This window comes from Rhodococcus sp. IEGM 1372 (assembly GCF_030056835.1).
Taxonomy (GTDB): domain Bacteria; phylum Actinomycetota; class Actinomycetes; order Mycobacteriales; family Mycobacteriaceae; genus Rhodococcoides.
Window position 1 is genome coordinate 290,264 of sequence record NZ_JASHKS010000001.1, and the last position, 22,090, is coordinate 312,353.

24 protein-coding genes, 1 tRNA gene and 1 other RNA gene are annotated in these 22,090 nt (G+C 64.6%); 6 read left to right on the forward strand and 20 right to left on the reverse strand.

From position 1 onward, the window contains the following. Position 1: 1 nt before the first annotated feature. The 4 genes from nrdI to QM590_RS01385 form a co-directional block, all read right to left on the reverse strand. Positions 2-463: a class Ib ribonucleoside-diphosphate reductase assembly flavoprotein NrdI gene (gene nrdI / locus QM590_RS01370; protein WP_269593571.1), complete on the reverse strand. Its 462-nt coding sequence runs from the start codon at positions 461-463 to the stop codon at positions 2-4. A 24-nt stretch (positions 464-487) separates the two neighbouring features. Continuing rightward, a complete protein-coding gene (locus QM590_RS01375) occupies positions 488-721 on the reverse strand; it encodes a redoxin NrdH (RefSeq protein ID WP_269593570.1) in 234 nt (77 codons plus the stop codon). 410 nt (positions 722-1,131) lie between these two features. Continuing rightward, a complete protein-coding gene (ykgO, locus tag QM590_RS01380) occupies positions 1,132-1,254 on the reverse strand; it encodes a type B 50S ribosomal protein L36 (RefSeq protein WP_037189801.1) in 123 nt (40 codons plus the stop codon). 41 nt (positions 1,255-1,295) lie between these two features. Continuing rightward, positions 1,296-1,862, reverse strand: coding sequence for an NAD(P)H-dependent oxidoreductase (locus QM590_RS01385; protein ID WP_149405514.1), 567 nt, complete (start codon positions 1,860-1,862; stop codon positions 1,296-1,298). A 104-nt stretch (positions 1,863-1,966) separates the two neighbouring features. Between QM590_RS01385 and QM590_RS01390 the strand changes: the two genes are divergently transcribed. Beyond that, positions 1,967-2,566, forward strand: coding sequence for a TetR/AcrR family transcriptional regulator (locus QM590_RS01390; protein ID WP_094642277.1), 600 nt, complete (start codon positions 1,967-1,969; stop codon positions 2,564-2,566). A gap of 35 nt (positions 2,567-2,601) precedes the next feature. Here the strand turns inward: QM590_RS01390 and QM590_RS01395 are convergent, their stop codons facing one another. Then, the gene (locus tag QM590_RS01395) at positions 2,602-3,432 is read right to left on the reverse strand and encodes a fructosamine kinase family protein (protein ID WP_411741264.1); all 831 of its coding nucleotides are present in this window, start codon (positions 3,430-3,432) and stop codon (positions 2,602-2,604) included. Positions 3,433-3,444: 12 nt separating this feature from the next. On the opposite strand from QM590_RS01395, the gene nadE reads away from it, so the two are divergent. After that, positions 3,445-4,290 carry an NAD(+) synthase gene (gene nadE, locus QM590_RS01400; RefSeq protein WP_149405511.1) on the forward strand — a complete coding sequence of 282 codons (846 nt, stop codon included), beginning with the start codon at positions 3,445-3,447 and terminating at the stop codon, positions 4,288-4,290. A gap of 33 nt (positions 4,291-4,323) precedes the next feature. On the opposite strand, the gene QM590_RS01405 is transcribed toward nadE, so the two are convergent. Both QM590_RS01405 and moaA read right to left on the reverse strand, forming a co-directional pair. Further along, a complete protein-coding gene (locus QM590_RS01405) occupies positions 4,324-4,578 on the reverse strand; it encodes a ubiquitin family protein (RefSeq protein WP_269593569.1) in 255 nt (84 codons plus the stop codon). Beyond that, a complete protein-coding gene (gene moaA / locus QM590_RS01410) occupies positions 4,571-5,659 on the reverse strand; it encodes a GTP 3',8-cyclase MoaA (RefSeq protein WP_373455156.1) in 1,089 nt (362 codons plus the stop codon). Before moaA ends, QM590_RS01405 begins: the two co-directional genes overlap by 8 nt. Positions 5,660-5,806: 147 nt before the next feature. On the opposite strand from moaA, the gene QM590_RS01415 reads away from it, so the two are divergent. Genes QM590_RS01415 through QM590_RS01425 form a run of 3 tightly spaced genes read left to right on the forward strand, consistent with a single transcriptional unit; the run spans position 5,807 to position 8,410 of the window. Beyond that, a complete protein-coding gene (locus tag QM590_RS01415) occupies positions 5,807-6,997 on the forward strand; it encodes a molybdopterin molybdotransferase MoeA (RefSeq protein ID WP_269593568.1) in 1,191 nt (396 codons plus the stop codon). Beyond that, on the forward strand, positions 6,994-8,004 hold the full coding sequence (gene moaCB, locus QM590_RS01420) for a bifunctional molybdenum cofactor biosynthesis protein MoaC/MoaB (protein ID WP_149405508.1): 1,011 nt from the start codon (positions 6,994-6,996) through the stop codon (positions 8,002-8,004). The genes QM590_RS01415 and moaCB overlap by 4 nt, the downstream gene beginning before the upstream one ends. Then, positions 7,997-8,410: a molybdenum cofactor biosynthesis protein MoaE gene (locus tag QM590_RS01425; protein WP_269593567.1), complete on the forward strand. Its 414-nt coding sequence runs from the start codon at positions 7,997-7,999 to the stop codon at positions 8,408-8,410. The genes moaCB and QM590_RS01425 overlap by 8 nt, the downstream gene beginning before the upstream one ends. Positions 8,411-8,414: 4 nt before the next feature. Here QM590_RS01425 and QM590_RS01430 read toward each other — a convergent pair whose 3' ends face one another. Next, a complete protein-coding gene (locus tag QM590_RS01430) occupies positions 8,415-9,455 on the reverse strand; it encodes a CobW family GTP-binding protein (RefSeq protein WP_269593566.1) in 1,041 nt (346 codons plus the stop codon). Positions 9,456-9,466: 11 nt separating this feature from the next. Then, entirely contained in the window at positions 9,467-10,534 is a 1,068-nt protein-coding gene (locus QM590_RS01435; protein ID WP_269593565.1) for an N-acetylmuramoyl-L-alanine amidase, read from the reverse strand. Between the two features lie 528 nt (positions 10,535-11,062). Here QM590_RS01435 and QM590_RS01440 point away from each other — a divergent pair. Beyond that, a complete protein-coding gene (locus QM590_RS01440) occupies positions 11,063-11,407 on the forward strand; it encodes a histone-like nucleoid-structuring protein Lsr2 (RefSeq protein WP_037190211.1) in 345 nt (114 codons plus the stop codon). Between the two features lie 136 nt (positions 11,408-11,543). On the opposite strand, the gene QM590_RS01445 is transcribed toward QM590_RS01440, so the two are convergent. The 11 genes from QM590_RS01445 to ssrA form a co-directional block, all read right to left on the reverse strand. Beyond that, a tRNA-Ala gene (locus QM590_RS01445) sits at positions 11,544-11,616 on the reverse strand. A 126-nt stretch (positions 11,617-11,742) separates the two neighbouring features. Then, positions 11,743-12,489 (reverse strand): DsbA family protein, encoded by a 747-nt coding sequence (locus QM590_RS01450; protein WP_269593564.1) that lies wholly within the window; start codon positions 12,487-12,489, stop codon positions 11,743-11,745. Positions 12,490-12,514: 25 nt separating this feature from the next. Then, the gene (locus tag QM590_RS01455; protein WP_094642463.1) at positions 12,515-13,672 is read right to left on the reverse strand and encodes an MFS transporter; all 1,158 of its coding nucleotides are present in this window, start codon (positions 13,670-13,672) and stop codon (positions 12,515-12,517) included. 77 nt (positions 13,673-13,749) lie between these two features. Beyond that, complete coding sequence (gene pgm / locus QM590_RS01460; RefSeq protein WP_269593563.1) at positions 13,750-15,390, reverse strand: phosphoglucomutase (alpha-D-glucose-1,6-bisphosphate-dependent); 1,641 nt, start codon at positions 15,388-15,390, stop codon at positions 13,750-13,752. A gap of 70 nt (positions 15,391-15,460) precedes the next feature. Continuing rightward, positions 15,461-16,192: a DUF1295 domain-containing protein gene (locus QM590_RS01465; RefSeq protein ID WP_411741275.1), complete on the reverse strand. Its 732-nt coding sequence runs from the start codon at positions 16,190-16,192 to the stop codon at positions 15,461-15,463. A gap of 56 nt (positions 16,193-16,248) precedes the next feature. Beyond that, positions 16,249-17,574 (reverse strand): SAM-dependent methyltransferase, encoded by a 1,326-nt coding sequence (locus QM590_RS01470; protein ID WP_269593561.1) that lies wholly within the window; start codon positions 17,572-17,574, stop codon positions 16,249-16,251. Then, the gene (locus QM590_RS01475) at positions 17,571-18,884 is read right to left on the reverse strand and encodes an SAM-dependent methyltransferase (RefSeq protein ID WP_269593560.1); all 1,314 of its coding nucleotides are present in this window, start codon (positions 18,882-18,884) and stop codon (positions 17,571-17,573) included. Before QM590_RS01475 ends, QM590_RS01470 begins: the two co-directional genes overlap by 4 nt. Beyond that, on the reverse strand, positions 18,881-19,660 hold the full coding sequence (locus QM590_RS01480; RefSeq protein ID WP_269593559.1) for a DUF1365 domain-containing protein: 780 nt from the start codon (positions 19,658-19,660) through the stop codon (positions 18,881-18,883). The genes QM590_RS01475 and QM590_RS01480 overlap by 4 nt, the downstream gene beginning before the upstream one ends. Further along, positions 19,651-20,922, reverse strand: coding sequence for an NAD(P)/FAD-dependent oxidoreductase (locus QM590_RS01485; protein ID WP_269593558.1), 1,272 nt, complete (start codon positions 20,920-20,922; stop codon positions 19,651-19,653). The genes QM590_RS01480 and QM590_RS01485 overlap by 10 nt, the downstream gene beginning before the upstream one ends. Continuing rightward, a complete protein-coding gene (locus QM590_RS01490) occupies positions 20,919-21,578 on the reverse strand; it encodes an alpha/beta hydrolase family protein (protein ID WP_269593557.1) in 660 nt (219 codons plus the stop codon). The genes QM590_RS01485 and QM590_RS01490 overlap by 4 nt, the downstream gene beginning before the upstream one ends. A 118-nt stretch (positions 21,579-21,696) precedes the next feature. Beyond that, positions 21,697-22,067: a transfer-messenger RNA gene (gene ssrA, locus QM590_RS01495) on the reverse strand. Positions 22,068-22,090 lie beyond the last annotated feature (23 nt).

Sequence of the window (22,090 nt, forward strand, 5' to 3'; positions counted from 1 at the left end):
TCTAGTGCGTGTGGGCGGCGCGTCGGACTTCACGTTCCCAGAAGTCCTCCAGCCCCTCGCGGACCCGCACTACGTCCTCGGGGGTGCCCATCAATTCGAATCGGTAGAGATACGGAACTGCGCACTTCTGCGAAATGACATCTCCTGCGAAGCAGAACGAGTCACCGAAGTTCGTGTTTCCGGCAGCGATGACAGCTCGGATCAACGACCGATTGTGCTTGTCGTTGAGAAACTTGATCACACGCTTGGGGACGTAGTTGGTGTCGCGCCCGGAGTACGTGACCCCTCCCCCGTACGTCGGCACGATGAGGACGTAGGGAGTGTCGACACGAAAGGTGCCGTCCGGATCACGTAATGGAATGCGAGTCGCGGGAATGTCCAGCTTCGAGACGAAGCGATGAGTGTTCTCGGACGCGCTGGAGAAATAGACCAGTGAGTGGGAGGACTGCGGTTGGAAACTCACCGCTCACTCACTTCCTCGTTCTGTTCAAGCAGCGTTCGCTGCAATGCTCTTGATGCGGTCCGGACGGAAGCCGGACCAGTGATCGTCACCGGCAACGACGACCGGAGCCTGCAGGTAACCGAGAGCCATGACGTAGTCGCGCGCTTCGGGGTCCTGCGAGATGTCGATGACGGAGTACTCGATACCGGCCTTGTCGAGGGCGCGATAGGTGGCATTGCACTGAACGCAGGCGGGCTTGGTGTAAACGGTGATGCTCATGGTGTCCCTCTTTCCGTTGTCGCCATCGGGTGAACCGACGCGACCGATGTGCTCTGCGTGTGGCACCGAGAACATCTCCCGCTCAGGGCGACTTCGACCTGCTCGAACCCATGTGTGCAGGCTCTTCGAGTTGTGGTCTCTCGGTTGGTCAAACACTACACCTAGTGTCCGACATCTGCCTAGAACACGAGATGTTGCGAACAACATGCTTGGTATTCGCTGGTCACGGCGTTGTGAAGCCGCAAGAATCGGAGGACATCGGCGTGTCGCACGTCACATCGCGCGCATGTTGTTCGTCACAGGGAGACCGGGCCGGGTCCATGACGTGTACCGAGAACCGCCGACCCTCCCCACGACACGCCGAAGGGCCCTCGAACTTCTCCGAGGGCCCTTCGGCGATCACGCAGTGGTCAGCGCTGGCGCGCCTTGAACCGCGGTTCCTTCTTGTTGATCACGAACACCGTGCCACGGCGTCGCACCACCTGTGCGCCGGGCTTGTTCTTGAGCGATTTCAAAGAGTTTCTCACCTTCATGCAGCAACCCTACATGAAAACGATTCTCATAACCGAACGGGTCACGCACTCACGAGTTCGTCGGCGGCCTTCACCAGTTCGGCAACGACGTGGCCGATCTCACCGGAGACCTCGGCGTTCTCACGCGGGTGGGCCGAGCCGAACTTGTCGACGGTGCCACCGATGGAGAGCCGAACATCCTCGAGAACCGTTCCGCCGGCGATGCGGACGGCCTTGCTGGTGTCCTCGTGCGCCCACTTGGCTCCGTTGCCACTGGGGGAAGCGCTGATGACGACGACCGGCTTGCCCACCATGGCACCCGCACCGTAGGGGCGCGAAAGCCAGTCGATGGCGTTCTTCAGCACGGCCGGAATGGTGCCGTTGTATTCGGGCGTGACCAGCAACAACGCCGTGGCCTTCTCGGCAGCGGCCCGCAGAGCGAGTGCGCCCTCGGGCACCGATCCCTCGACGTCGATGTCCTCGTTGTAGAAGGGGACATCTCCGAGTCCGTCGTAGACCACTACCTCGGCACCGGCGGGTGCCACGGTGACAGCAGTCTCGGCGATCCGCTTGTTCACCGACTCGGCGCGCAAGCTTCCGACGAGAACGAGTACATGAGCGTCTGACATGAGGTTATTCCTTCGCGAGTTCGGATGACGTGATCGTCGTGTCAATTCCTACCATCCAAACGGACCGTGGTCCATTTATGTTCCCGGCAAGGTAGGCTTCCTCTGTGACCGGCCCCATGCTGCCCATAGCGGGCGAGGACTCCGAACGGTGCGACGCAGCCCGCAACCGTCGCCTTCTCCTCGATGCCGCAACGGATCTGGTGGCGGCCGTCGGAGCCGACGCCATCACCATGGACGCGGTGGCCACCAAGGCCGGAGTGGGCAAGGGCACCGTGTTCCGTCGCTTCGGGAACCGGGCCGGGCTGATGCGTGCGTTGCTCGACCACACCGAGAAGAAACTGCAACACTCGTTCATGTTCGGCGATCCGCCGCTGGGCCCGGGAGCCGACCCGATCGATCGTCTCGTCGCCTTCGGCCGAGCGCGACTGGAATTCGTCAACGTTCAAGGGGAAGTGCTCCGCGCCGCGGAGAGCGCCGACGACGCGCGGTATTCCGCCCCGGCGCACATGGTCAACTTCACCCATGTGCTGTCGCTGCTCCGCGCCGCCGAGGTGGACGGGGATCTCGAATTGCTCGCGTACTGGCTGCTCACACCACTCGAAGCCACCCTGGTCCTCCATCAGTACCGCGATCTGGGAATGCCGATGGATCGCCTTGCCGACGGTTGGGAAGACTTGGTACGCAGGGCAACTCGAGTCCGATAGCCATCGGGGCAACTCGCACTCGGAAGGTCCTGCGCTCAAAGACGGACGACGGCGGCGGCCGCCGCGTGCAGCGCGGTGCCGTACGAGCGGCCGTGACCGGCTGCGTGAACGGCGAGTGGATGCAGCTGATGCAGTGTTGTGCGTTCGCGCCACCCTGCTCGCAACGGCTGCACCGTCTCGTAGCCGCCGACGACGACGTCGAGGTGGGGGCAACCGAACAGCGCCAGCATCGCCAGATCGGTTTCGCGGTGCCCACCGTGCGCCGCCGGATCGATCAGCACCACTCCCGCGTCGGTCCAGAACACGTTGCCGTTCCAGAGATCGCCGTGAATACGACTCGGCGGCTCTGCATCGTCGAAGTCGCCGTCCGCGATGCGTCCACACGCCGATTCGACGATCGACGCCTCCCCCGACGTCACGGTTCCGGCGTCGACCGCGATTCGGAGAAACGGCAACACTCGTTCGGCCGCGTAGAAGGCTCCCCAGGATCGGTGCACCGTACTGCTCATGGGCCGGGATCCGATGAACAGCTGACCCGAGAAGGCGACGCCGTCGGCATCCTCGGGTGGCGCACCGAACCCGGCGGCTCCGGCCGAGTGTGTCGCGGCCAGCGCGCGCCCGAATCGTTCGGCTGCGGCCGGCCTGGGACGGGTTGCAACCAGCCGCTCGAGTTCGATGTACGCCCGGCCGTGCCCGACGACCCCGACGACCGGGGCCCCGGCCTCGCCGAGCCACCCGAGCCCGGTGGCCTCGGCGGCGTAGAAGTCGGGGTGTGCCTGGGGGTTTCGCTTGACGAAGGTATCGGAGGTTCCACTCACGACCACCGACACTACGCACGGCGCGAGATCTGCCCCGGCATTCGTCATTAGGATGACGTGATGGGACACATCAACTCGGAATTGCGCACGGGGATCATGCGCGAGCTGGCCGTGCAGTCGACCATCGACCCGATCACGGAGGTCCGCAGGCGAGTCGACTTCCTCAAGGACTACCTGGCGTCGACGCCTGCCTCGGGGTTCGTGCTCGGCATCAGTGGCGGACAGGACAGCACGCTCACCGGCAAGCTCGCCCAACAGGCTGCGACGGAGCTCCGAGCGGACGGACACGAGGCCGAGTTCGTCGCCGTTCGCCTCCCCTACGGCGTGCAGGCCGACGAGGACGACGCCTCGATCGCGCTGAAGTTCATCGATCCCGACCGCACGGTGACGGTGAACATCAAGGACGCCGCCGACGCCGCAGCGGCCGCGACGGCGGAAGCACTCGGTAGTGCCGGAATCCGAGACTTCGTCCGCGGCAACATCAAGGCTCGCCAGCGCATGGTGGCGCAGTACGCCCTCGCAGGCGAACTCGGCTACGTCGTCGTGGGCACCGATCATGCCGCCGAGGCGATCACCGGCTTCTTCACCAAATTCGGTGACGGCGGCGTCGATCTGACTCCGCTGACCGGCTTGAGCAAGCGCCAGGGCGCGGCACTGCTGCGCGAGCTGGGCGCACCCGAGAGCACTTGGCGCAAGGTTCCCACCGCAGATCTCGAAGACGATCGACCTGCGCTACCCGACGAGGAAGCGCTCGGTGTCACGTACGAGCAGATCGACGACTACCTGGAGGGCAAGGACGTCACCGACGAGGTCGCCGACAAGCTGGAGAAGATGTTCCTCGCAACTCGTCACAAGCGCACGGTGCCCGTTACGCCGTTCGACGATTGGTGGAAGAGAAGCAGCTGAATCGGGCAGCCACGGGTCGGCGGCGGGGTGTGCTCAGCCGCCGGCGAAGGGCGGCAGCACGTCGACCCTGCCGCCGATCACGCGCCCCAGATCGCGGGTGAGATCTTCTCCCACCAGGTACGCCGACACCCTGAGAATCGGCTCCATCGGCGCGCCGTGCCGGGACAGAATCAGCCCTCTCAGATCTGCGAGGGTGGCACCGACCGGCACGGTGAGGTACTCGGACTCGCAGTGCGACGCGTCGACCGCTGCAGCGAAATACCGCACCTCCACCTGGGTGTCACCCACCGATGGCTCCCATGCTGCGGGTGGGAGGCACGAAGCCGTCGGCGTCGATGCCGTGTCCCGCCCACTTGTTCCACATGGCCCCGCGCCATACCGCTGCCAGTTCCTCGTCGGTGGCACCGCCGCGCAGAGCGGCCCGCAGATCGGTTTCGTCGTCGCTGAACAGGCAGGACCGAATCGTTCCTTCTGCAGTGATCCTGGTGCGGTCGCAATCACCGCAGAACGAGCGTGTCACCGACGCGATGATGCCGACGGTGGCGTCGGTGCCGTCGACGCTCCACTCCTCGGCCGGGGCCGAGGGGTCGGCACGCCCCACCTCACGCAGATCGAATTCGGTGGACAGCTCGTCGAGCAAGGTCTGGGCGTCGATCATGTTCGCGCGGGCCCACTCGTGATCGGCGTCGAGCGGCATCTGCTCGATGAATCGAAGTGCCACCCCCTCGTCGAGACACCAGCGCAGCAGATCGACGGCACCGGACAGTGTGTCGCGCATCAGAACGGCATTGACCTTGACCGGTCCGATCCCGGCTCGCTGCGCTGCCCTGATTCCGGCGAGAACGGACGGCAACCGGTCTCGTCGGGTCAGGCGAGCGAAATCTTCGCGGTCGACGGAATCCAGCGAGACGTTCACTCGGGTCAACCCGGCATCGGCCAGGGACCGAGCCCGGTGTTCGAGACCGACGGCGTTGGTGGTCATCGACAGCGGCACACCCTCCGCGGCATCGCGGCACAACCGCAGAATGTCGTCGAGGTCGCGGCGCATCAGCGGTTCACCTCCGGTGAAACGCACATCCCTGATACCCAGCAGCCGCACGGACACCGAGACCACGCGAGCGATCTCGGCCGGCGTCAGCAACGCTGCCGCCGGGATAGCCGGAAGGCCCTCCTCTGGCATGCAGTACGTGCAGCGCAGCGAGCATTTTTCGGTGATCGAGATACGCAGGTCGCGGGCCACCCGGCCGAATCGATCGATCAGGTGTGGCACGTCCGGCCGATCGGACACGGAGTTCACCCCGCCTGCCGCAGAACCCGTGGTGGTGCCGAACGTTGGAATGCCGAGCGAGGTGACACTGTCCACCGTCACCTCGTACCTCGTCTCTGTCGGGAATCACGCCTGTCGTAGATGTGTCTACCCATTATGCCGCAGCCCACACCGAGCGGACGGATCGGCGTGCCTAGGATTGGCACCCATGACGGTTGAGCAGAGGCACGCGATCACTGGATCCGCACGGTGACCGCGGTATCGGTCGAGGAACATGCCACCGCGGTCGAGGGTCTGCTCGCGGCGCTGACAGCGCGAACCGCTCAGCGAATTCCTCTCGACGCCGCGTTGGGCCGCGTCTCGTTCGAGGACGTCCGATCTCCGGTCGATCTGCCACTGTTCCGCAACTCTCAGATGGACGGCTACGCCGTGGATTCTCGATCCGTGGCGACGACCCCGGTGACGCTTCCGGTCTCGACGATCATCGCCGCAGGCCCGACGGAATCTGCAGTTCTCGCGCCGGGCAGCGCCGCCAAGATCATGACCGGTGCCCCCATTCCGGAAGGAGCGGACACCATCGTCCCCGTCGAGGACACCTCGGTACCGACGGCCGGTTCCGTGACGATCGAAAGAAGCCGCGCAGCAGGCGAATTCGTACGTGAACAAGGAAGCGACGTACGCGTCGGGACAATCCTGGTCGAGTCGGGCCGAGTGCTCGAACCCCGCCACATCTCCGTTCTCGCCGCCGTCGGCTTCGGCGAAGTGGACGTTCGCTCGCGCCCTCGCGTGGCCGTGGTGACCACCGGTGCCGAACTGGTCGACGCCGGTTCGACGCTGACGCCCGGTCAGATCTACGACTCGAACGGCATCACCCTCGCCGCACATCTTCGCGCCAGCGGCGCAGAGGTGGTCTCCGTCTCGCGCAGTTCCGACGAGCCGAGCCGCTTTCGCGAGATCCTCGACGCCGCAGCCGAATCGGCCGAGCTGATCATCACCTCCGGCGGAGTGTCGATGGGCGACTTCGAGGTGGTCAAGGACATACTCCGCCCGCTCGGCGGCAACTTCGGATCGGTTCGAATGCAGCCGGGCGGACCGCAGGGCACCACGATGTTCGACGGCGTCCCCGTGCTCAGCTTTCCCGGCAATCCCGTCAGTACGGTCGTCTCGTACATCATGTTCGCGCGCAACATCGTTCGGCGAGCGGCCGGTCTGCCGCCGGTCCTCTCGACCACCGCGGCCCTGCACGAACCGATCGTGTCACCGCCCGGTCGCAGACAACTACTTCGTGGCCGATTACGCGACGACGGTCGGGTCGAGCTCGTCGCCGGCCCCGGCTCCCACCTGGTGGCCGCACTGGCATGGGCCGATGTGCTGATCGATATCGACTCCGAGACAACCGAACTCGCCGCAGGAACCGACGTGGAGGTGTGGCCGCTGTGACCACCGACGCCCAGCCACCCCAGCTGTCTCATCTCGACGATCAGGGCCGCGCCCGCATGGTCGATGTGGCGCACAAGAAGGAAACCTCGCGCACGGCCGTCGCCGCCGGTGAATTCGTCACCACGGCCGAGGTCATCGCGCTCGTGCGCGCGGACGACATGCCCAAGGCCGACGTTCTCGCCACCGCCCGCATCGCCGGCATCTCGGCAGCGAAGCGCACGTCGGAACTGATTCCGCTGTGCCATCAGCTCGCCCTCTCCTCGGTGAAGATCTCGTTCGGATTCACCGAGTCGTCCATCACGGTCGAGGCCACCGCCCGCACCACCGGACGCACCGGGGTGGAGATGGAAGCACTGACCGCGGTCGCCGTCGCCGGCCTGACCCTGCACGACATGGTCAAGGCCGTCGATCCCGGTGCCACCATGAACGGCGTCCGGTTGCTCACCAAAGACGGCGGCAAGCACGGACATTGGCAGCGGGACGACGCAGAGGTCTCCCCCGAGGCTGCGGCTGCGCCGATCTTCGAGTCCTCACGGTCCGCGGCGGTACTGGTGGCCTCCACCGGCGGCGCGAACGGAACTCGACCGGACACCACCGGCCCCACCATCGCGTCCTGGTTGACCGATCGAGGCTTCGCCGTGCGGGGCCCACTGGTGTACGCCGATGCCGAGATCGCTGCGGGGCTGCAGGACGCTCTGCTCGGCGAACCGTCGCTGATCGTCAGCACCGGCGGCACCGGCGTATCCCCCACCGATGCGACCCCCGAGGCGACGGCAGCGCTCCTCGACATCGACATGCCGGGTATCGCCGATGCCATCCGAACCCGCGGGACGTCTGCGACGCCCCACGCGGTGCTCAGCCGCGGCGTCTCGGGTCTGATCGGACGCACACTGATAGTCAACCTGCCGGGCTCACCGGGTGGCGTGAAGGACGGACTCTCCGTTCTCGACCCGCTCCTCGACCATGTGCTCGCCCAGATCGCCGGAGGAGGCCCCCACGATGAGTGAGCTCGTCGCCCGTATCTCGAACGAACCGCTGAGCACTGCCGAAGTAGAAGCAGCAGTGCAGGATTCGCATCACGGTGCAGTCGTGCTGTTCAGTGGAATCGTGCGCGATCACGACGGCGGACATGCGGTGGAGACTCTGGAATACCGCGCCCACCCCGATGCAGAGCGGTTCCTGAGCCGCTGCTGCTCGGAGGTATCGGCAGAGACCGGATTGGCGGTGGCCGCAGTGCATCGCGTCGGCGATCTGCGCGTCGGCGACCTCGCACTCGTAGCGGCCGTCGGCTCGGCTCATCGCGCCGAGGCGTTCGAGGCCTGTGCCAGGCTCGTCGAGCGCATCAAGGCCGAGGTCCCGATCTGGAAGCGTCAGGGATTCGAGGGCGGACGTACCGAGTGGGTCGGGCTCTAAGGAACTAGCCGGTCTCGAGGTAGCGATGGACCGGAAGCATGGCGGAGGCGTCAGCGACGTCGTCCGGTCCTCGCACACAGGCACGCAACCGCTGCTCGACGGCCGACGCATCGAGTTCGGTACCGATCAGCACTAGTGAGGTCTGCTCGGGCTCGCCTCGGGCCCAGGACGCAGCCTCGAATCGAATGTGTCGGCCCACCGTGTGCACGACGAACTTCTGCGGGTAGCCGGCGATGCCGAAATGCACGAATCCCTTGATGCGATAAAGGTTCCCGGAAGGATTCTCCAAAAACTCGATCAACCGACGCGGTTCGACGGGCTCCGCCGTGACGAATTCGGTGTGTGAGTACTGCGCGTGCAGGTGTCGGTCGTGGTCGTGGTCGTGGTTCTCCCGGAGTAGTTCGTCGAACGACAGCTGCACCGCCATTGCCGAATTCACCGAGTGATCCTCGCGTCGGTCGAACAGCAGCAGCGGGTCGACGCGACCGAAGGCCACGGGTACGACGGGCACGTCTCCTACGACCGACTGCACCGTCGACACCACCGCGGAGCGTTCGGACTCGCTCACCGCGTCGGACTTGTTCAACACCACCAGGTCGGCCAACTGCAGGTGCTGGTCGATCTCGGGATGCCGCACGCGGGTCTGCGGGAATTCCACGGCGTCGACGACCCCGACGAGCCCGCCGTAGACGATGAATTCGTTCTCGCTGCCCCGGACCATTCTGATGAGATTGCGGGGTTCGGCCAAGCCGCTGGCCTCCACCACGATCACGTCGATGGCGGACCGACGGTGTGCGAGGGCGTCGAACATCGCGTCCATATCGCTGATGTCGACGGCGCAACAGATGCAACCGTTGCCGAGCGAGACCATCGAATCGACCTGGCCGGCCACGAGCATCGAGTCGATGTTGATCGCCCCGAAGTCGTTGACCACAACACCTATTCGGATACCGGAATCATTGCGCAACAGGTGGTTCAGCAGGGTGGTCTTGCCTGCGCCGAGAAAGCCCGCAACTATCACCACCGGAATTCGTCGACGCGCCACGGCGTCCGAGACTACCGGTCGGCGAGAATCTGCTTCAGCAGGCCTCGAGCGAACGTCGACACACTGCTCACGTTGTCCGGGGTCGCGAGTGCTTCCAGGCCGTCGACGCCCAACGCATTCACGTACGGGGACACGCTCTCGAACAACCTGGACAACGCGCTGCGCCCCTCGTCCGCGGGGCCCGCGCCGCTGGGTGCTGCCGGAGACGCGGTGGTGTCGGTGGTCGCAGTCGCGGCGGGGGCAGCCGCAGGGGTGGTCGCAGCGTCCGTTGGGGTCGAGGGGGTTTCGGCCCCGAGGAGGTAGTCGATGATCCCCGTCGAGATGGCGATCGCATGCTCGAGCTGACCGTCCGAGCTCTCCAACAGAGCTGCGTCGTAGGGGTTGGATCCGTTGCCCATCTCCACGAACACGAGGGGCACCGTGGTCAGCGCAGGACCGGCGACATCGGATCGCTCCTGTATCCCGTTCTCGACCCCCGCGTAGTTCGCCGGCTCGAAGCCTGCGCGCACGTAGGAGTCTCGCATCAGCGTCGACGCCGAACGTCCCCCCTCTGACTGGGCAGCGTCGGCAGCGGCGCTCGGAATCGGCAGAGTGGGCACGATCAGATGGAACCCGCGCCTGTCGGTGTCGGTCGTCGTACTCGTGGAGTCCGCATGGATGCTCACGGCCACGTCGGCTCCGGACTCACTGGCTGCCCTCGCCCTGTCGTCGACGCAGCCACCCCAGCCGGTGTCGTCTGCTCGACTCGTCTTCACCGTCGCACCCAGACTTTCGAGGCTCGATCGGACGAGCTCGCTGACCTTCCAGTTGATCGTGTGCTCGGGCACGCCGTCCAGGGTGGTCATGCCGGTGGTCTGGCAGTCCTTGGTGCCGCCACGTCCGTCGTTCACCTGCCGCTGCAGATTCTCCGAGTGTGCGGTGCCCTGATGACCCGGATCGAGGAACACCGTCTTCCCCGACAACTCCGTGCCTGCGGCGGGTGCCGTGCCGTCCGGTGCTGCCATGGCAGGCGCGGAAACGAGCACCCCGGCACCGAGAATCCCGACGCACATCAGCGCCGTCACTACCGATCTGGTCATCGGTGCAGATTTCATAGCGTCTGGCGCAACGGTGGAACTCGCTGCGCAACTCCCCTTCTCGACCCTCGGACACCGCTGATCCGAGCGGGTCACCGCATTGCGGGGCACCACACGTCACAACAGACACTTGCGCCTCAAGTGAAGCAGATATTGCCGTCGACGCGTATCGGGTGATTTTTCGTTAGTGAAACGAGTGCGTTTCGTGACCGATTCGTTGCCAGAAACATCGAAGCGGAGTGCGCCGGCCGATCGCATTCGATCGAACTCGAACCGACTCGAGGATGGCACTACGTATTCAAACCGGACAGTTCGTCTTTCTCACGGATAACGATGAACAGGATCGCCGAGACAATGCTTCTCACAATCACCTCGTCGGTTTCCCGAGCTGTCGAGGTGATTGTGAGAATTCTGCGAGTCGAGTAACAATTCCCCGACCCACATGGATAAACACATTGTTCAGCCGTATAGTCGCTTCAATTCGATCTGGACATCCCGGCATCATCCCCTGCATCATTGGAGAGCTTCAGCATGGCCAGAAAAGTCTATGTGCAACTAGTCGACGACATCGACGAAAAACCGATCGAATCTGGTGGCGAACACATAACCTATTCGGTCAACGGAGTCAGCTACGAAATCGACCTGAGCGACAAGAACGCGAAGGAATTTCACCGCAAGCTCGACTATTACATCGAGCACTCCACCAAGGTCGGTGGAAAGCGAACGAAGAAGTCGAGCACCCCGGCAACCGGTGCCAAGCGCGACGCCAATCAGACCAAAGCCATCAGAGAATGGGCCAAGGCGAACGGCCACAACATCTCGGCGCGAGGCAGAATCCCCGCCGAGGTCGAGCAGGCATTCGACGCCGCTCACTGAGCCACCACAGCCGAATCGGGCTCCGGTCCGACACCCGAAAGCCGATTCGGCGGTCTCGACACCGAAACACGAAAAAAGCGTCGCCCGAGGGCGACGCTTTTTTTCATTGACCATCTCGGTGAAGCTTGCTTCTCGGTGGAGCTAAGGGGACTCGAACCCCTGACCCCCACACTGCCAGTGTGGTGCGCTACCAGCTGCGCCATAGCCCCGAGTTACTGCGTGCTCCCGCTCATGCGGTTGCTCGAACGAAGTTACACCATCGGCCGCAGCAGCAACAAATCACCTGGTGCGACCGGTACCGAATCCTCCACGACCGACCGCACCGACGCCCGAGATCAGTTGATCGACGCAAGCCATTCCGAATCACCGAGCGCGTCGACAACCTGACCGTCCACGAGGACCCCCGGCGTTCCCCGGGCACCCGACGCCGCCAGTGCGTCCCGTCCGGTGTTCGCATCCGCTACTGCTGCGTCGCGCTGCGCACCGCTGGTGATGCACTCCGTTGCCAGCTCGCTCGCTCCTGCAGATCCGGCGAGTTCGGCGAGTTCGGCATCGGTTCGGTCGGAGTCACCGCCTTCTTCGGGGCGAAATTCCGGGTCGAACAACCCGGCGTGAAATGCCGAGTAGACCCGCGCGTTCTCGGTCGCTGCCACGCAGTGCGACGCCGCGACGGCACGCGTCGAATAGTCACCGGACGCCGACTGTGGATCCAGGAAATTGACCAGGTGGTAATTCACCGAGACGACACCGTCGTCGATTTTCTGAGCCAACTCCTGGCCGTGTTTCACCTCGAGGTCGCCGCAGAACGGGCACATCGGATCCTCGAAGACATCGATGCCCCGCTGCGCTTCAGGACGCGACAGCTGCACCACCCCGTCACCCGGCAACGACAATTCGACCGCCGGATTCTTGACCGTTCCGTAGCCGTCGTTGCGGGGAGCGTCGCTTCCGCTCTGCCACATGATCGCCACCACGATGACGATCACCACTACGACGAATGCGATGCCGCCCAATACGTACGTCATCGTGTTGGAGGTTGCCTCGGGTGTGTGTTTCGTACTCGATATCTTCTTCTGGCTCACACAGCGAATACTACGGTTGCGTGTGTCAGGTGCGCTCGCGCCCGAGCGTGTCCGGAACTCGCGACCACCAGAGTCCGGCCAGGAGAAGCAGCGCTCCTGTCACCGCGAAAGCCGGACCGAACGAGACCTGCTCGACGATCATCCCGGCCACGATCGGGCCGATGACCGCACCGACATCGGAGGCCATCTGGAATGCAGCCAGCACGGGCCCTCCGCGCGCCTTCGATCCGATCACGTCGGCAACCGAGGCCTGCTGGGCGGGGCTCATCAGTCCCGATCCGATTCCGGCGATCAACGACACCACGAGAAACAGCACGGGATCGTGCACGTAGCCCATAACGACGGTTCCCAGGCCGCACACCGCCAACCCACCCACCATGAAGGGCTTGCGACCGCGCACATCGGACAGGCGACCGGCAGTGGTGAGCACCAGTGCATTTCCCACTGCGAACACGGTCAGCGCGATACCGACGAACACCTCGGATCGCTGCATCGCCTCGACGACGAACAACGGCACCAAGGCCACCCGGACACCGAACACTGCCCACCCGTTGGCGAAATTCGACGCCAGCGCGGCTTGATACGACGGAATCCGCAGGGCGGCGAGCAACGACATCGTCGGCGGTGCCGAGCCCTTCTCAGGCTTGACGAGGTCCGAATTGCCCAGGGTGAAATACACGACGGCCGCGGCGATCACGAGAGCCACGGCGTAGATGACGAACGGCACCCGCAGACCGAATCCGACGAGCGCGCCGCCGACGAGTGGACCGCCGATGGTTCCCAACAGGAAGGCGGTCGCATACAGGCCGGAGATACGGCCACGACTGGTCGGAGGACTGATCCTGATCAGCAGTCCCAATGCCGACACCGAGAACATCGTCGAGCCGATGCCGCCCAGTCCGCGAAAGAGCAGCAGCTGCCAGTACGTCTGGGCCAGAGCGCACGCACCGGTGGACACCGCAACGATCAGCAGTCCGATCAAATACACGGGCCGCTCGCCGAGCCGCTGCACCAGAGCGCCACTGGCGGGTGCGAACAGCAACCGCATGAGAGCGAATGCACTGATGACCGCCGACGCCGCGGTGTAGCCGACGCCGAATTCCCGGGCGAACTGTGGCAGAGCGGGCGCGACGATGCCGAATCCGAGCGCGATGACGAACGCCGCGGATACCAGAACCCAGATCTCCGGCGGGAGCTTGCCTCCGGGTTGGAACGCCGGCTCGGGCGTCGAACTGTCGTGATCGGGGGGAGGTGAGTCGGTCACGAGCTCTCGAGTGCGGACGACACCAGTTCACGTGCTGCGGCTTGAACCCGGGCCAGATGCTCCTCGCCTTGGAACGACTCCGCATAAATCTTGTACACGTCCTCGGTTCCGGACGGGCGCGCAGCGAACCAAGCGCTCTCCGTCGTCACCTTCAGTCCACCGAGGGCAGCTCCGATACCCGGAGCCTCGGTCAGCGTTGCCGTGATCGGTTCCCCGGCAAGCTCGGTGGCGGTGATCTGGCTCGGTGAGAGCTTGGCGAGAACGGCCTTCTGCTCGCGGGTGGCCGGCGCGTCGACGCGGGCATACGTCGGATTACCGAACTTCGCGGTGAACTCGCCGTAGCGCTGCGATGGCGTGGACCCGGTGACGGCGGTGATCTCGGACGCCAGCAGCGCGAGGATGATGCCGTCCTTGTCGGTGGTCCAGACTCGGCCGTTGTGACGGAGGAACGACGCGCCTGCGCTCTCCTCGCCGCCGAAACCGAGCTCACCTGCGAGCAGACCCGGAACGAACCACTTGAACCCGACCGGCACCTCGAGGAGTCGGCGACCGAGACCTCCGACGACCCGGTCGATCATCGACGAGCTCACCAACGTCTTGCCCACTGCCGCCGTGGGTGACCAATCGGGTCGGTGCGTGAACAAGTAGTCGATGGCGACGGCGAGGAAGTGATTGGGATTCATCAGGCCACCGTCGGGAGTGACGATGCCGTGCCGATCGGAGTCGGCGTCGTTTCCCGTCGAGATGTCGAAGCGATCGCGGGCAGCGATGAGCGACGCCATCGCGTTCGGCGACGAGCAGTCCATCCTGATCTTGCCATCGGTGTCGAGAGTCATGAAGCGGAATGTGCCGTCCACCAACGGGTTCACCACGGTCAGGTCCAGATTGTGCCGCTCGGCGATGGCATCCCAGTAATCGACACTCGCACCACCCAACGGATCTGCTCCGATGCGCACCCCGGCCGCGCGAACGGCGTCGAGATCCAGCACGTTCGGCAGGTCGTCCACATAGTTGCCGAGGAAGTCGTAGCGCGAGACGCTCCCCGCGAACGCCTGTGCGAGGGTCACCCGCTTGATGCCCGAAATGCCATCGCGCAGAAGCTCGTTCGCTCGAGCGGCGATGACCGATGTGGCATCGCTGTCGGCCGGACCGCCGTGCGGAGGGTTGTACTTGAAGCCGCCGTCCCGGGGCGGATTGTGCGACGGAGTCACCACGATGCCGTCGGCCTGCGCCGACGGGCCTGATTCGTTGTACCGAAGTATGGCGTGACTGACGGCGGGGGTCGGTGTGTATCGGTCCCCCGAATCGACCAGGACGTCGACGTCGTTGGCTGCCAACACTTCCAGAGCCGTCGTCCAGGCGGGCTCGGACAACGCGTGGGTGTCCCGGCCGATGAACAACGGCCCGGTGATGCCTTGTGCCGCGCGGTACTCCACGATCGCCTGCGTCGTCGCGACGATGTGCGCCTCGTTGAACGCCGAATCCAGACTGGACCCTCGATGTCCTGAGGTGCCGAACACCACCTGCTGACTGGGTTCCGACACGTCGGGAACTCGCGAGTAGTACGCCGTCACGAGCTGCGAAAGATCGACCAGATCCTCCGGCAGTGCAGTGGTTCCAGCTCTCTCGTGCGCCACGATGCGCCTCCTCGTTGATCGACGAACCGAAATCCTCGACCAACCCTAGCGCCGCTGCCCCACCCGCGAGCTACTTGCCGGCTCGTTTCGGCGGCCGTGGGAGGAAATAGCTGGTCCGCTGCTGGTATTCGCGATATCCCGGACGCTTTTCCATGCTGCGCTCGAGCAACCGCGCACCGGTGGCGAACACCAGGAAGTACGTCATCGCGATGGGCGACAGCAACGTGAACACTCCGGGCCACGCCGACGCCGAGACGAGAAACAGTCCCCACCAGACCGCCGAATCGCCGAAGTAGTTGGGGTGCCGCGTCCAGGACCACAGACCACGATCCATGACCTTGCCCTTGTTCGACGCGTCGGCCTTGAAGGCCGTCAACTGCGCATCGCCCACTGCCTCGAACGTCCATCCGAGAATCCACACCAGTACACCGAGTACGACCACCGGCAGAACGGATCCGTGGGCGACCGCTGATACCTGCAGCGGCAGGGACACGAACCACAATGCAATCGCCTGCGTCAGGTAGATCTTCCGCAGCGCGTACAGGGTTTCGTTACCGGTGGCCTTGGCGAGCAGTTCGGTGTAGCGCGGATCCTCACCGTGCCCGCGCGAGCGCCGAAAGACGTGCACTGCAAGTCGAAGTCCCCACACAGCGACGAGGACGAGCAGAAGTATTCGACGCCACAATTCGCCTGTTCCGGTCGCAGCCGAGATCAGCGCGATCAGAACGAACCCGCCGCCCCACGTCACGTCCACGACGTTGTGGCGTCCGATGCGCGCGCCGATGAGGGCGGTGACGATCATCAGAAGGGCGGTGCCGCCGAGGCTCGCCAGCGATACGGTGAGGAAATCTGACCAGTTCACCGTTGGCACACCCACACCGGCCGCACCGGTTCCATCTCGGACGGTCCGTTCTCGGACCGAACCGCCAGAATCTGGTCGACGCCCATCCGGTTGTCCCGGAACGCCATTCCGCCGCCGATCAGGTACAGCCGCCACACGCGAGCGACCTCTTCCCCGACCATCGCCACCACATCTTCGAAGCGCGCCTCGAAACGCTCCGTCCAGACGTCGACGGTCCGCACGTAGTGCTCCCGAAGAGCGTGGACGTCGCGAACCTCGAGTCCTGCCTCCTCGATCATCGCGACGGTCCGCCCGACCGGGCGCATGTACATGTCCGGCGCTATGAACGATTCGATGAATGCTCCGCCGCCGGGGTTGTCCCCTTCTCTTCGCGACATCTGCTGAATCAGCACGCGTCCACCCGGCTTGACGTTGGAGTGCAGTGCGGCGGTGTAGGTGGGGTAATTGGCCTCCCCCACATGCTCACCCATCTCGATCGACGCCACCGCGTCGAAGGGCCCGTCCGGAATCTCTCGATAGTCCTGAATTCGAATCTCGACGTTGTCCTGCAGTCCTCGGTCGGCGATTCGCTTGTCGATGAAGGCTTTCTGTTCGCGCGAGATGGTCACTCCGACGACCTGCGCTCCGTACTCCTGAGCGGCGTGCAGGCTCAGGGACCCCCAGCCGCAGCCGACGTCGAGAAAGCGTTGCCCTGCACGCTTGTCGAGGCCGATCTTTCGACAGACGAGGTCGAGTTTGTCGCGCTGGGCATCGTCGAGGGTGTACTCCGGCGAATCCGAGGTCCAGTACGCCGACGAGTACGCCATGTGCGAATCGAGGACCAATTCGTAGAAGTCGTTCGACAGGTCGTAATGGTGGCTGATCGCAGCGCGGTCACGGAGCATCGAATGCAACCGACCCTTCACCGAGGCCTGCGACACGGGCGGAGGTAGTGGGCGACCGAACACTCCGAGGTCCTTGGCCAGTTTCGCCAACCGCACCAGCGACGCCGGCCCCGGTCGGATCGCCGAGAGTCGGCGCGCACGCACCACTCCCCAGACGTGATCCAGGGCCGCGGCGAGATCGCCGTCGACGTCCAGCTCCCCGGTGACGTATGCCTGCGCAGCGCCGAGTTCGCCGGGGCTCCACAGCAATCGACGAAGGGCACTCGGGCTCCGCAACAGCACTCGCGGTGCCGACGCATCTCCTGCTACGGATCCGTCCCACGCCTGCAGCCGAACGGGAAGCGGACCACCCACGAGGGGTTCGATCAATTCGGCAATCCGATGTGCGACACCAACACTGCGATCGGTCCGGTCCACGGAAAGTGTCGAGGCGGTCATCGGTTGTCCCTTCGGTCGAGCACGATCTGCTGAACATCGAGGTACCCGGATCGAAATCCGGCCTCCGAGTAGCACAGGTAGAAGTGCCACATTCGTGCGAACACCTCGTCGAAACCGAGCTCCTCGGCCTCGCTGCGGTATTCACGGAAACGCCTGTCCCACTGAGCGAGGGTGCGCGCGTAGTGATCACCCATCGACAGACGCTCGCGAACCCGAAGGGAGGTGCTCTGCTCGGTCACCTCCTCGATGGCCCGCACGGACGGCAGAAACCCGCCGGGAAATATGTACTTGTGTACCCAGGTGTACGTGTTTCGGGTGGCCAGCATTCGGTCGTGCGGCATCGTGATGGCCTGGAGGGCAACCCGCCCACCCGGCGCGAGCAGCGCGTCGATCGTCTCGAAGTACGTCGCCCAGTACTGATGCCCGACGGCCTCGATCATCTCGACCGACACGATCGCGTCGTACTCGCCGTCGACGAGCCGGTAGTCCAGTAGGTCGATCTGGACCCGTTCACCGTATCCTGCTGCGGCACATCGTTTCTGTGCCAATTCCTGTTGCTCGACCGACAAGGTCACCGAGCGAACGATTGCTCCTCGCGAAGCCGCGCGGATTGCCAGTTCGCCCCACCCGGTGCCGATCTCGAGCACCCTGGTTCCCTCGCCGACGCCCGCCCGGTCCAGTAGACGGTCGATCTTCCGGCGCTGAGCATCGGCGAGCTCTTCGCTGTCGTCGTCGCTTCCCGATGCGGCGAACAACGCACTCGAGTAGGTCATCGTCTCGTCGAGGAAGAGCTCGAAGAGGTCGTTCGACAGGTCGTAGTGGCGCGAGATGTTCGATCGCGTGTTCGTGGTCGTATTCCGCTCGCTCCGTGGAGGTTTGGGGACATAGATCCCTCGGAGGCGCTGCAGGGACTTCGGAATCAGGGACGCCATGCGCCGGGCGAAGACCTCGAGCACAGCAGTGAGGTCCTCGGCCTCCCAGTCTCCGGCCATGTATGCCTCACCGAATCCGATGAGTCCGCTGTCGCCGACCCGTGCTGCGAAGTCGTGTGGTCGACGGACGGTCATCAACGGTGCATCGGCCGAGCCGGCCCCGATGACCTCACCGTCGGGCATCGCGACCCGGACCTGCAATCGCGCGACCGCGCGGCGAAAGAGGAAATCGGCGACGGGTGCGGCAGCCGCAACCTTGACGCCACCGGGGACATGGGCGATCTGAGGCCAGACCCGCGGATCCACCGATGGACGCGGACCGACAGCGGAAGCACGGTACGGGTTCGACACAGAATCGGCCTTCGACACGGTTGTCATCTGCGGGCCCCTTCCTTCTGGAATTCTCGTGCCCCGGGAGGGGCAGGTTTCTGCACGATCTTCAGCCCCCGAGCCCAGAGCCGAATGCCCTGCCAGCGGATCTGTATCACCACTCGCAGCGGCGCACAGGGGATCTCGAGTGCGGTGCGAAGAATCGACCGCGTCGTCACCTCTCGCCGTCGGCCGTCCACGGTCGCCACGAACGGCGGCTGACCGGGCCGTTCGAGGACGATCGACAGCCGGAGTGCCACGTCCGGCTCGGGTAGCCGCATGGAGTATTCGCCGTCGACGTCGTTGAACGGCGAGACGTAGAACTCCTTGGAGGTGCGGGCCGCGCCGCGATGATCGGTGTGCAGCAGATACCGGTATCGCTCGCCGTAGGTGTTGTGGACCTCCGCCACCACGCAGCGGAGGTCTCCGTCGCGATCGTGACACCAGTACACACTCAGTGGGTTGAACGTGTGCCCGAACACCCGCGCGCTGGCCAACATCGTGATCCGTCCGCCGCCCAGGTCGATACCGTTCTCCGCCAGGAACCCGTCGACGTTCTCTCGAATGGTGGCGTCGGGGTCACCGAGATGGTCACGGGCGTCGAACGAGGCCAGCGGTCGCAGCATCCGGGGCAATTCGGGGAGTGCGTCGAGGTCGACGAACCAGCTGTAGCTCTTGTACGAGAACGCGTTTCGGATCGGCGCGCGTCGAACGTGGTCGATTCGAGTGCGATACAACGCCGCCCCGTGTGCGCGGGTGGTCGGCAGAACGGATGTCAGAGCCACGTGGCCCCCACCCGTTGTGCGGCGCGCGCTCCCGACAATGCACCGTCCTCGTGGAATCCCCAGCCATGGTATGCACCGGCGAAGGCCACTGTGTCGGTGTCCAATTCAGGAAGCCGACGCTGCGCTGCAACCGATTCGGGGGTGTACTGCGGGTGTTCGTAGGTCATCTCGTCGAGTACCGCATTCGGGTCGATGCGATCCGCTCCGCCGAGGGTGACCAGCATTCTGCGATCGGTGCCGCCCAGACGCTGCAACCTGGTCAGGTCGTAGCTGACCAGCACTCGGTCGGGTCTGGCGGCGCAGGACGGCAGGTGGTAGTTCCACGACGCTCTCGCCCTGGTGTTCCTCGGCAACACCGACGAATCGGTGTGCAGTTGCGTGTGATTGGTCGAGTACGGCATCGCTCCCAGGATGCTGTGCTCGAGCGCCGTCGGTTCTGCGAGCATCTTCAGCGCGGCACCGGGATGCACGGCGATCACGGCCGCGTCGAACGTGCGCAGGCGGTCGTGGCCGTCGCGGATCTGCACGGAGTCCTCGGACCTGTACACCGCGCGCACCGGGGTTTCGAGCATCACCTCGTCGATGTGCTTCGCAACTCGGCGAACGTATTCGATGGACCCGCCGGTGACGGTGCGCCAGGTGGGAGATCCTGTGACGGTGAGCATTCCGTGGTGGCGGAGAAACGTGAACAGGTAGCGAGCCGGGTAGGCGAGAGCAGTGTCCGGATCGCACGACCACACCGCGGACACCAACGGCGTCATGAAGTGGGATTCGAAGTACGCGGAGAACGAATGATCTGCGAGGAACTGCGCGAGGGTCGTCTCGGACTCCACCGGTTCGGCACTGTCCAGCAGTTCGTTGGCCAGGCGATGAAAACGCTTGACATCGAGCAACATCGAGACGAATCGTGGCTTGAACACCGCGGTGCGCTGCGCGAGGATCCCGCGCATGCCCTGGCCGCCCGAGTATTCGAGTCCGCACCCGTCGCAGCGCACGGACATGCTCATGTCCGAGTCCTGCGTCGGGACGTTCAGTTCGTCGAACAGGCGCAGCAGAGTCGGATAGGTCCGGTCGTTGTGCACGATGAACCCGGTGTCGACGCCGACAGGACCGTCGGGGCCGTCCACGTAATGGGTGTCCGCGTGACCCCCGAGCCGAGAGTCCGCCTCGTACAACGTCACAGACGAGTTCTTCGACAGCGCGTATGCGGCCGTCAGGCCGGCGATACCGCTGCCGATCACCGCGATGCGACGGCGCGTCACGACGGTGTGCCCGTGCAGTCGGCCCGCGCATCGGCAGCGATACCGAGAACGAAGTCACGCGTCGCCCGCGACCAGACCCGCGGATCGCGCAGCATGAAGTGCCCACCCGGAACGGAGAGGTAGCGGGCGTCCGCCCCTCGGGATGCTGCTCGCTCGGTCGCCCGACGCGAGGTTCGCGGATCGGTCCACTTGTCGGCCGTCCCGTGTACGACGAGCAACGCATGCTGCGCGCCGAATCCGTCGGCTTCCGTAACCTCCGGCCACCACGGAGCCAACGCGACGACACCCACGATGAAAGGGTCGTCGATCAGAGCAGCAGCGGTGCGGCCACCCATCGAATGGCCGACTACCGCCACGTGAACGTCGGGGTGCTCGGCGTGTATGCGATCGAGCGCCCACCGCGCATCCTCGACCGGAGACCGCTGGGGGGCGTTCCAACCACGAAACCGATACTGCAGCTGTTGGACCGAAATGCCGCGTGCTCGGCCCGCGCGACGAAGCATCCACGTGAACGGCCACATGCGCAGACCGGCCAGGTGCCAGGGCCTACTGCGCGCCCGGCTCACGTCCTTGCCGCCGCCGAGGACCAACACGACCAGTGCAGGCTCGGAGACTCTTTTCCCGGTCCGCAGAACTGGAGTCGGCTCGTTGCTCATGACCACTATTCGGCACTGCGGTCGCTTCGGGTGGGATGGGTCGAGTCGAGTCGATTGTGACCTGGCCGACAGAGAAAGAAGACCGGGCCGAGAGTGTGTCTCTCGGCCCGGTCTTCTGCGGTGGAGCTGCCGGGAATCGAACCCGGGTCCTCTGCTGCATTGCCAGGGCTTCTCCGTGTGCAGTCCGCTATGCCTCTACTTGGATCTCCCGATCTCGCGAACAAGTCAGGATGACGATCCCAGCCACTGTTTGATGTTCCTCATCATCCCGCGGCCGGATGAATCGGTGAGCCCTCTAGCTGATGCCAGTACCCGGACCGAGGGCGAGCCCGGACTGACAGACACGCAGTCGCTACTTAGGCAGCGAGTGCGTAGTCGCGCTGATTGGAATCGGCGCTTATAAGGTTGCGATGACGCTTACGGTGGTCTCTCGCCTGCACCGACACGCTTCCCCTGACTCAACATACAAAGTCGAAACCGTTCAGCCCCGTATGTTCCCGAACACCGTGTCC

Coding starts and splice junctions, on each gene's coding strand:
- QM590_RS01375 (WP_269593570.1), bottom strand. CDS start 721: ATGAGCATCACCGTTTACACCAAGCCCGCCTGCGTTCAGTGCAATGCC.
- ykgO (WP_037189801.1), bottom strand. CDS start 1,254: ATGAAGGTGAGAAACTCTTTGAAATCGCTCAAGAACAAGCCCGGCGCA.
- QM590_RS01385 (WP_149405514.1), bottom strand. CDS start 1,862: ATGTCAGACGCTCATGTACTCGTTCTCGTCGGAAGCTTGCGCGCCGAG.
- QM590_RS01395 (WP_411741264.1), bottom strand. CDS start 3,432: ATGACGAATGCCGGGGCAGATCTCGCGCCGTGCGTAGTGTCGGTGGTC.
- nadE (WP_149405511.1), top strand. CDS start 3,445: ATGGGACACATCAACTCGGAATTGCGCACGGGGATCATGCGCGAGCTG.
- QM590_RS01425 (WP_269593567.1), top strand. CDS start 7,997: ATGAGTGAGCTCGTCGCCCGTATCTCGAACGAACCGCTGAGCACTGCC.
- QM590_RS01435 (WP_269593565.1), bottom strand. CDS start 10,534: ATGACCAGATCGGTAGTGACGGCGCTGATGTGCGTCGGGATTCTCGGT.
- QM590_RS01440 (WP_037190211.1), top strand. CDS start 11,063: ATGGCCAGAAAAGTCTATGTGCAACTAGTCGACGACATCGACGAAAAA.
- QM590_RS01465 (WP_411741275.1), bottom strand. CDS start 16,192: ATGATCGTCACCGCCCTCATCGGCGCGCGCATCGGACGCCACAACGTC.
- QM590_RS01470 (WP_269593561.1), bottom strand. CDS start 17,574: ATGACCGCCTCGACACTTTCCGTGGACCGGACCGATCGCAGTGTTGGT.
- QM590_RS01475 (WP_269593560.1), bottom strand. CDS start 18,884: ATGACAACCGTGTCGAAGGCCGATTCTGTGTCGAACCCGTACCGTGCT.
- QM590_RS01490 (WP_269593557.1), bottom strand. CDS start 21,578: ATGAGCAACGAGCCGACTCCAGTTCTGCGGACCGGGAAAAGAGTCTCC.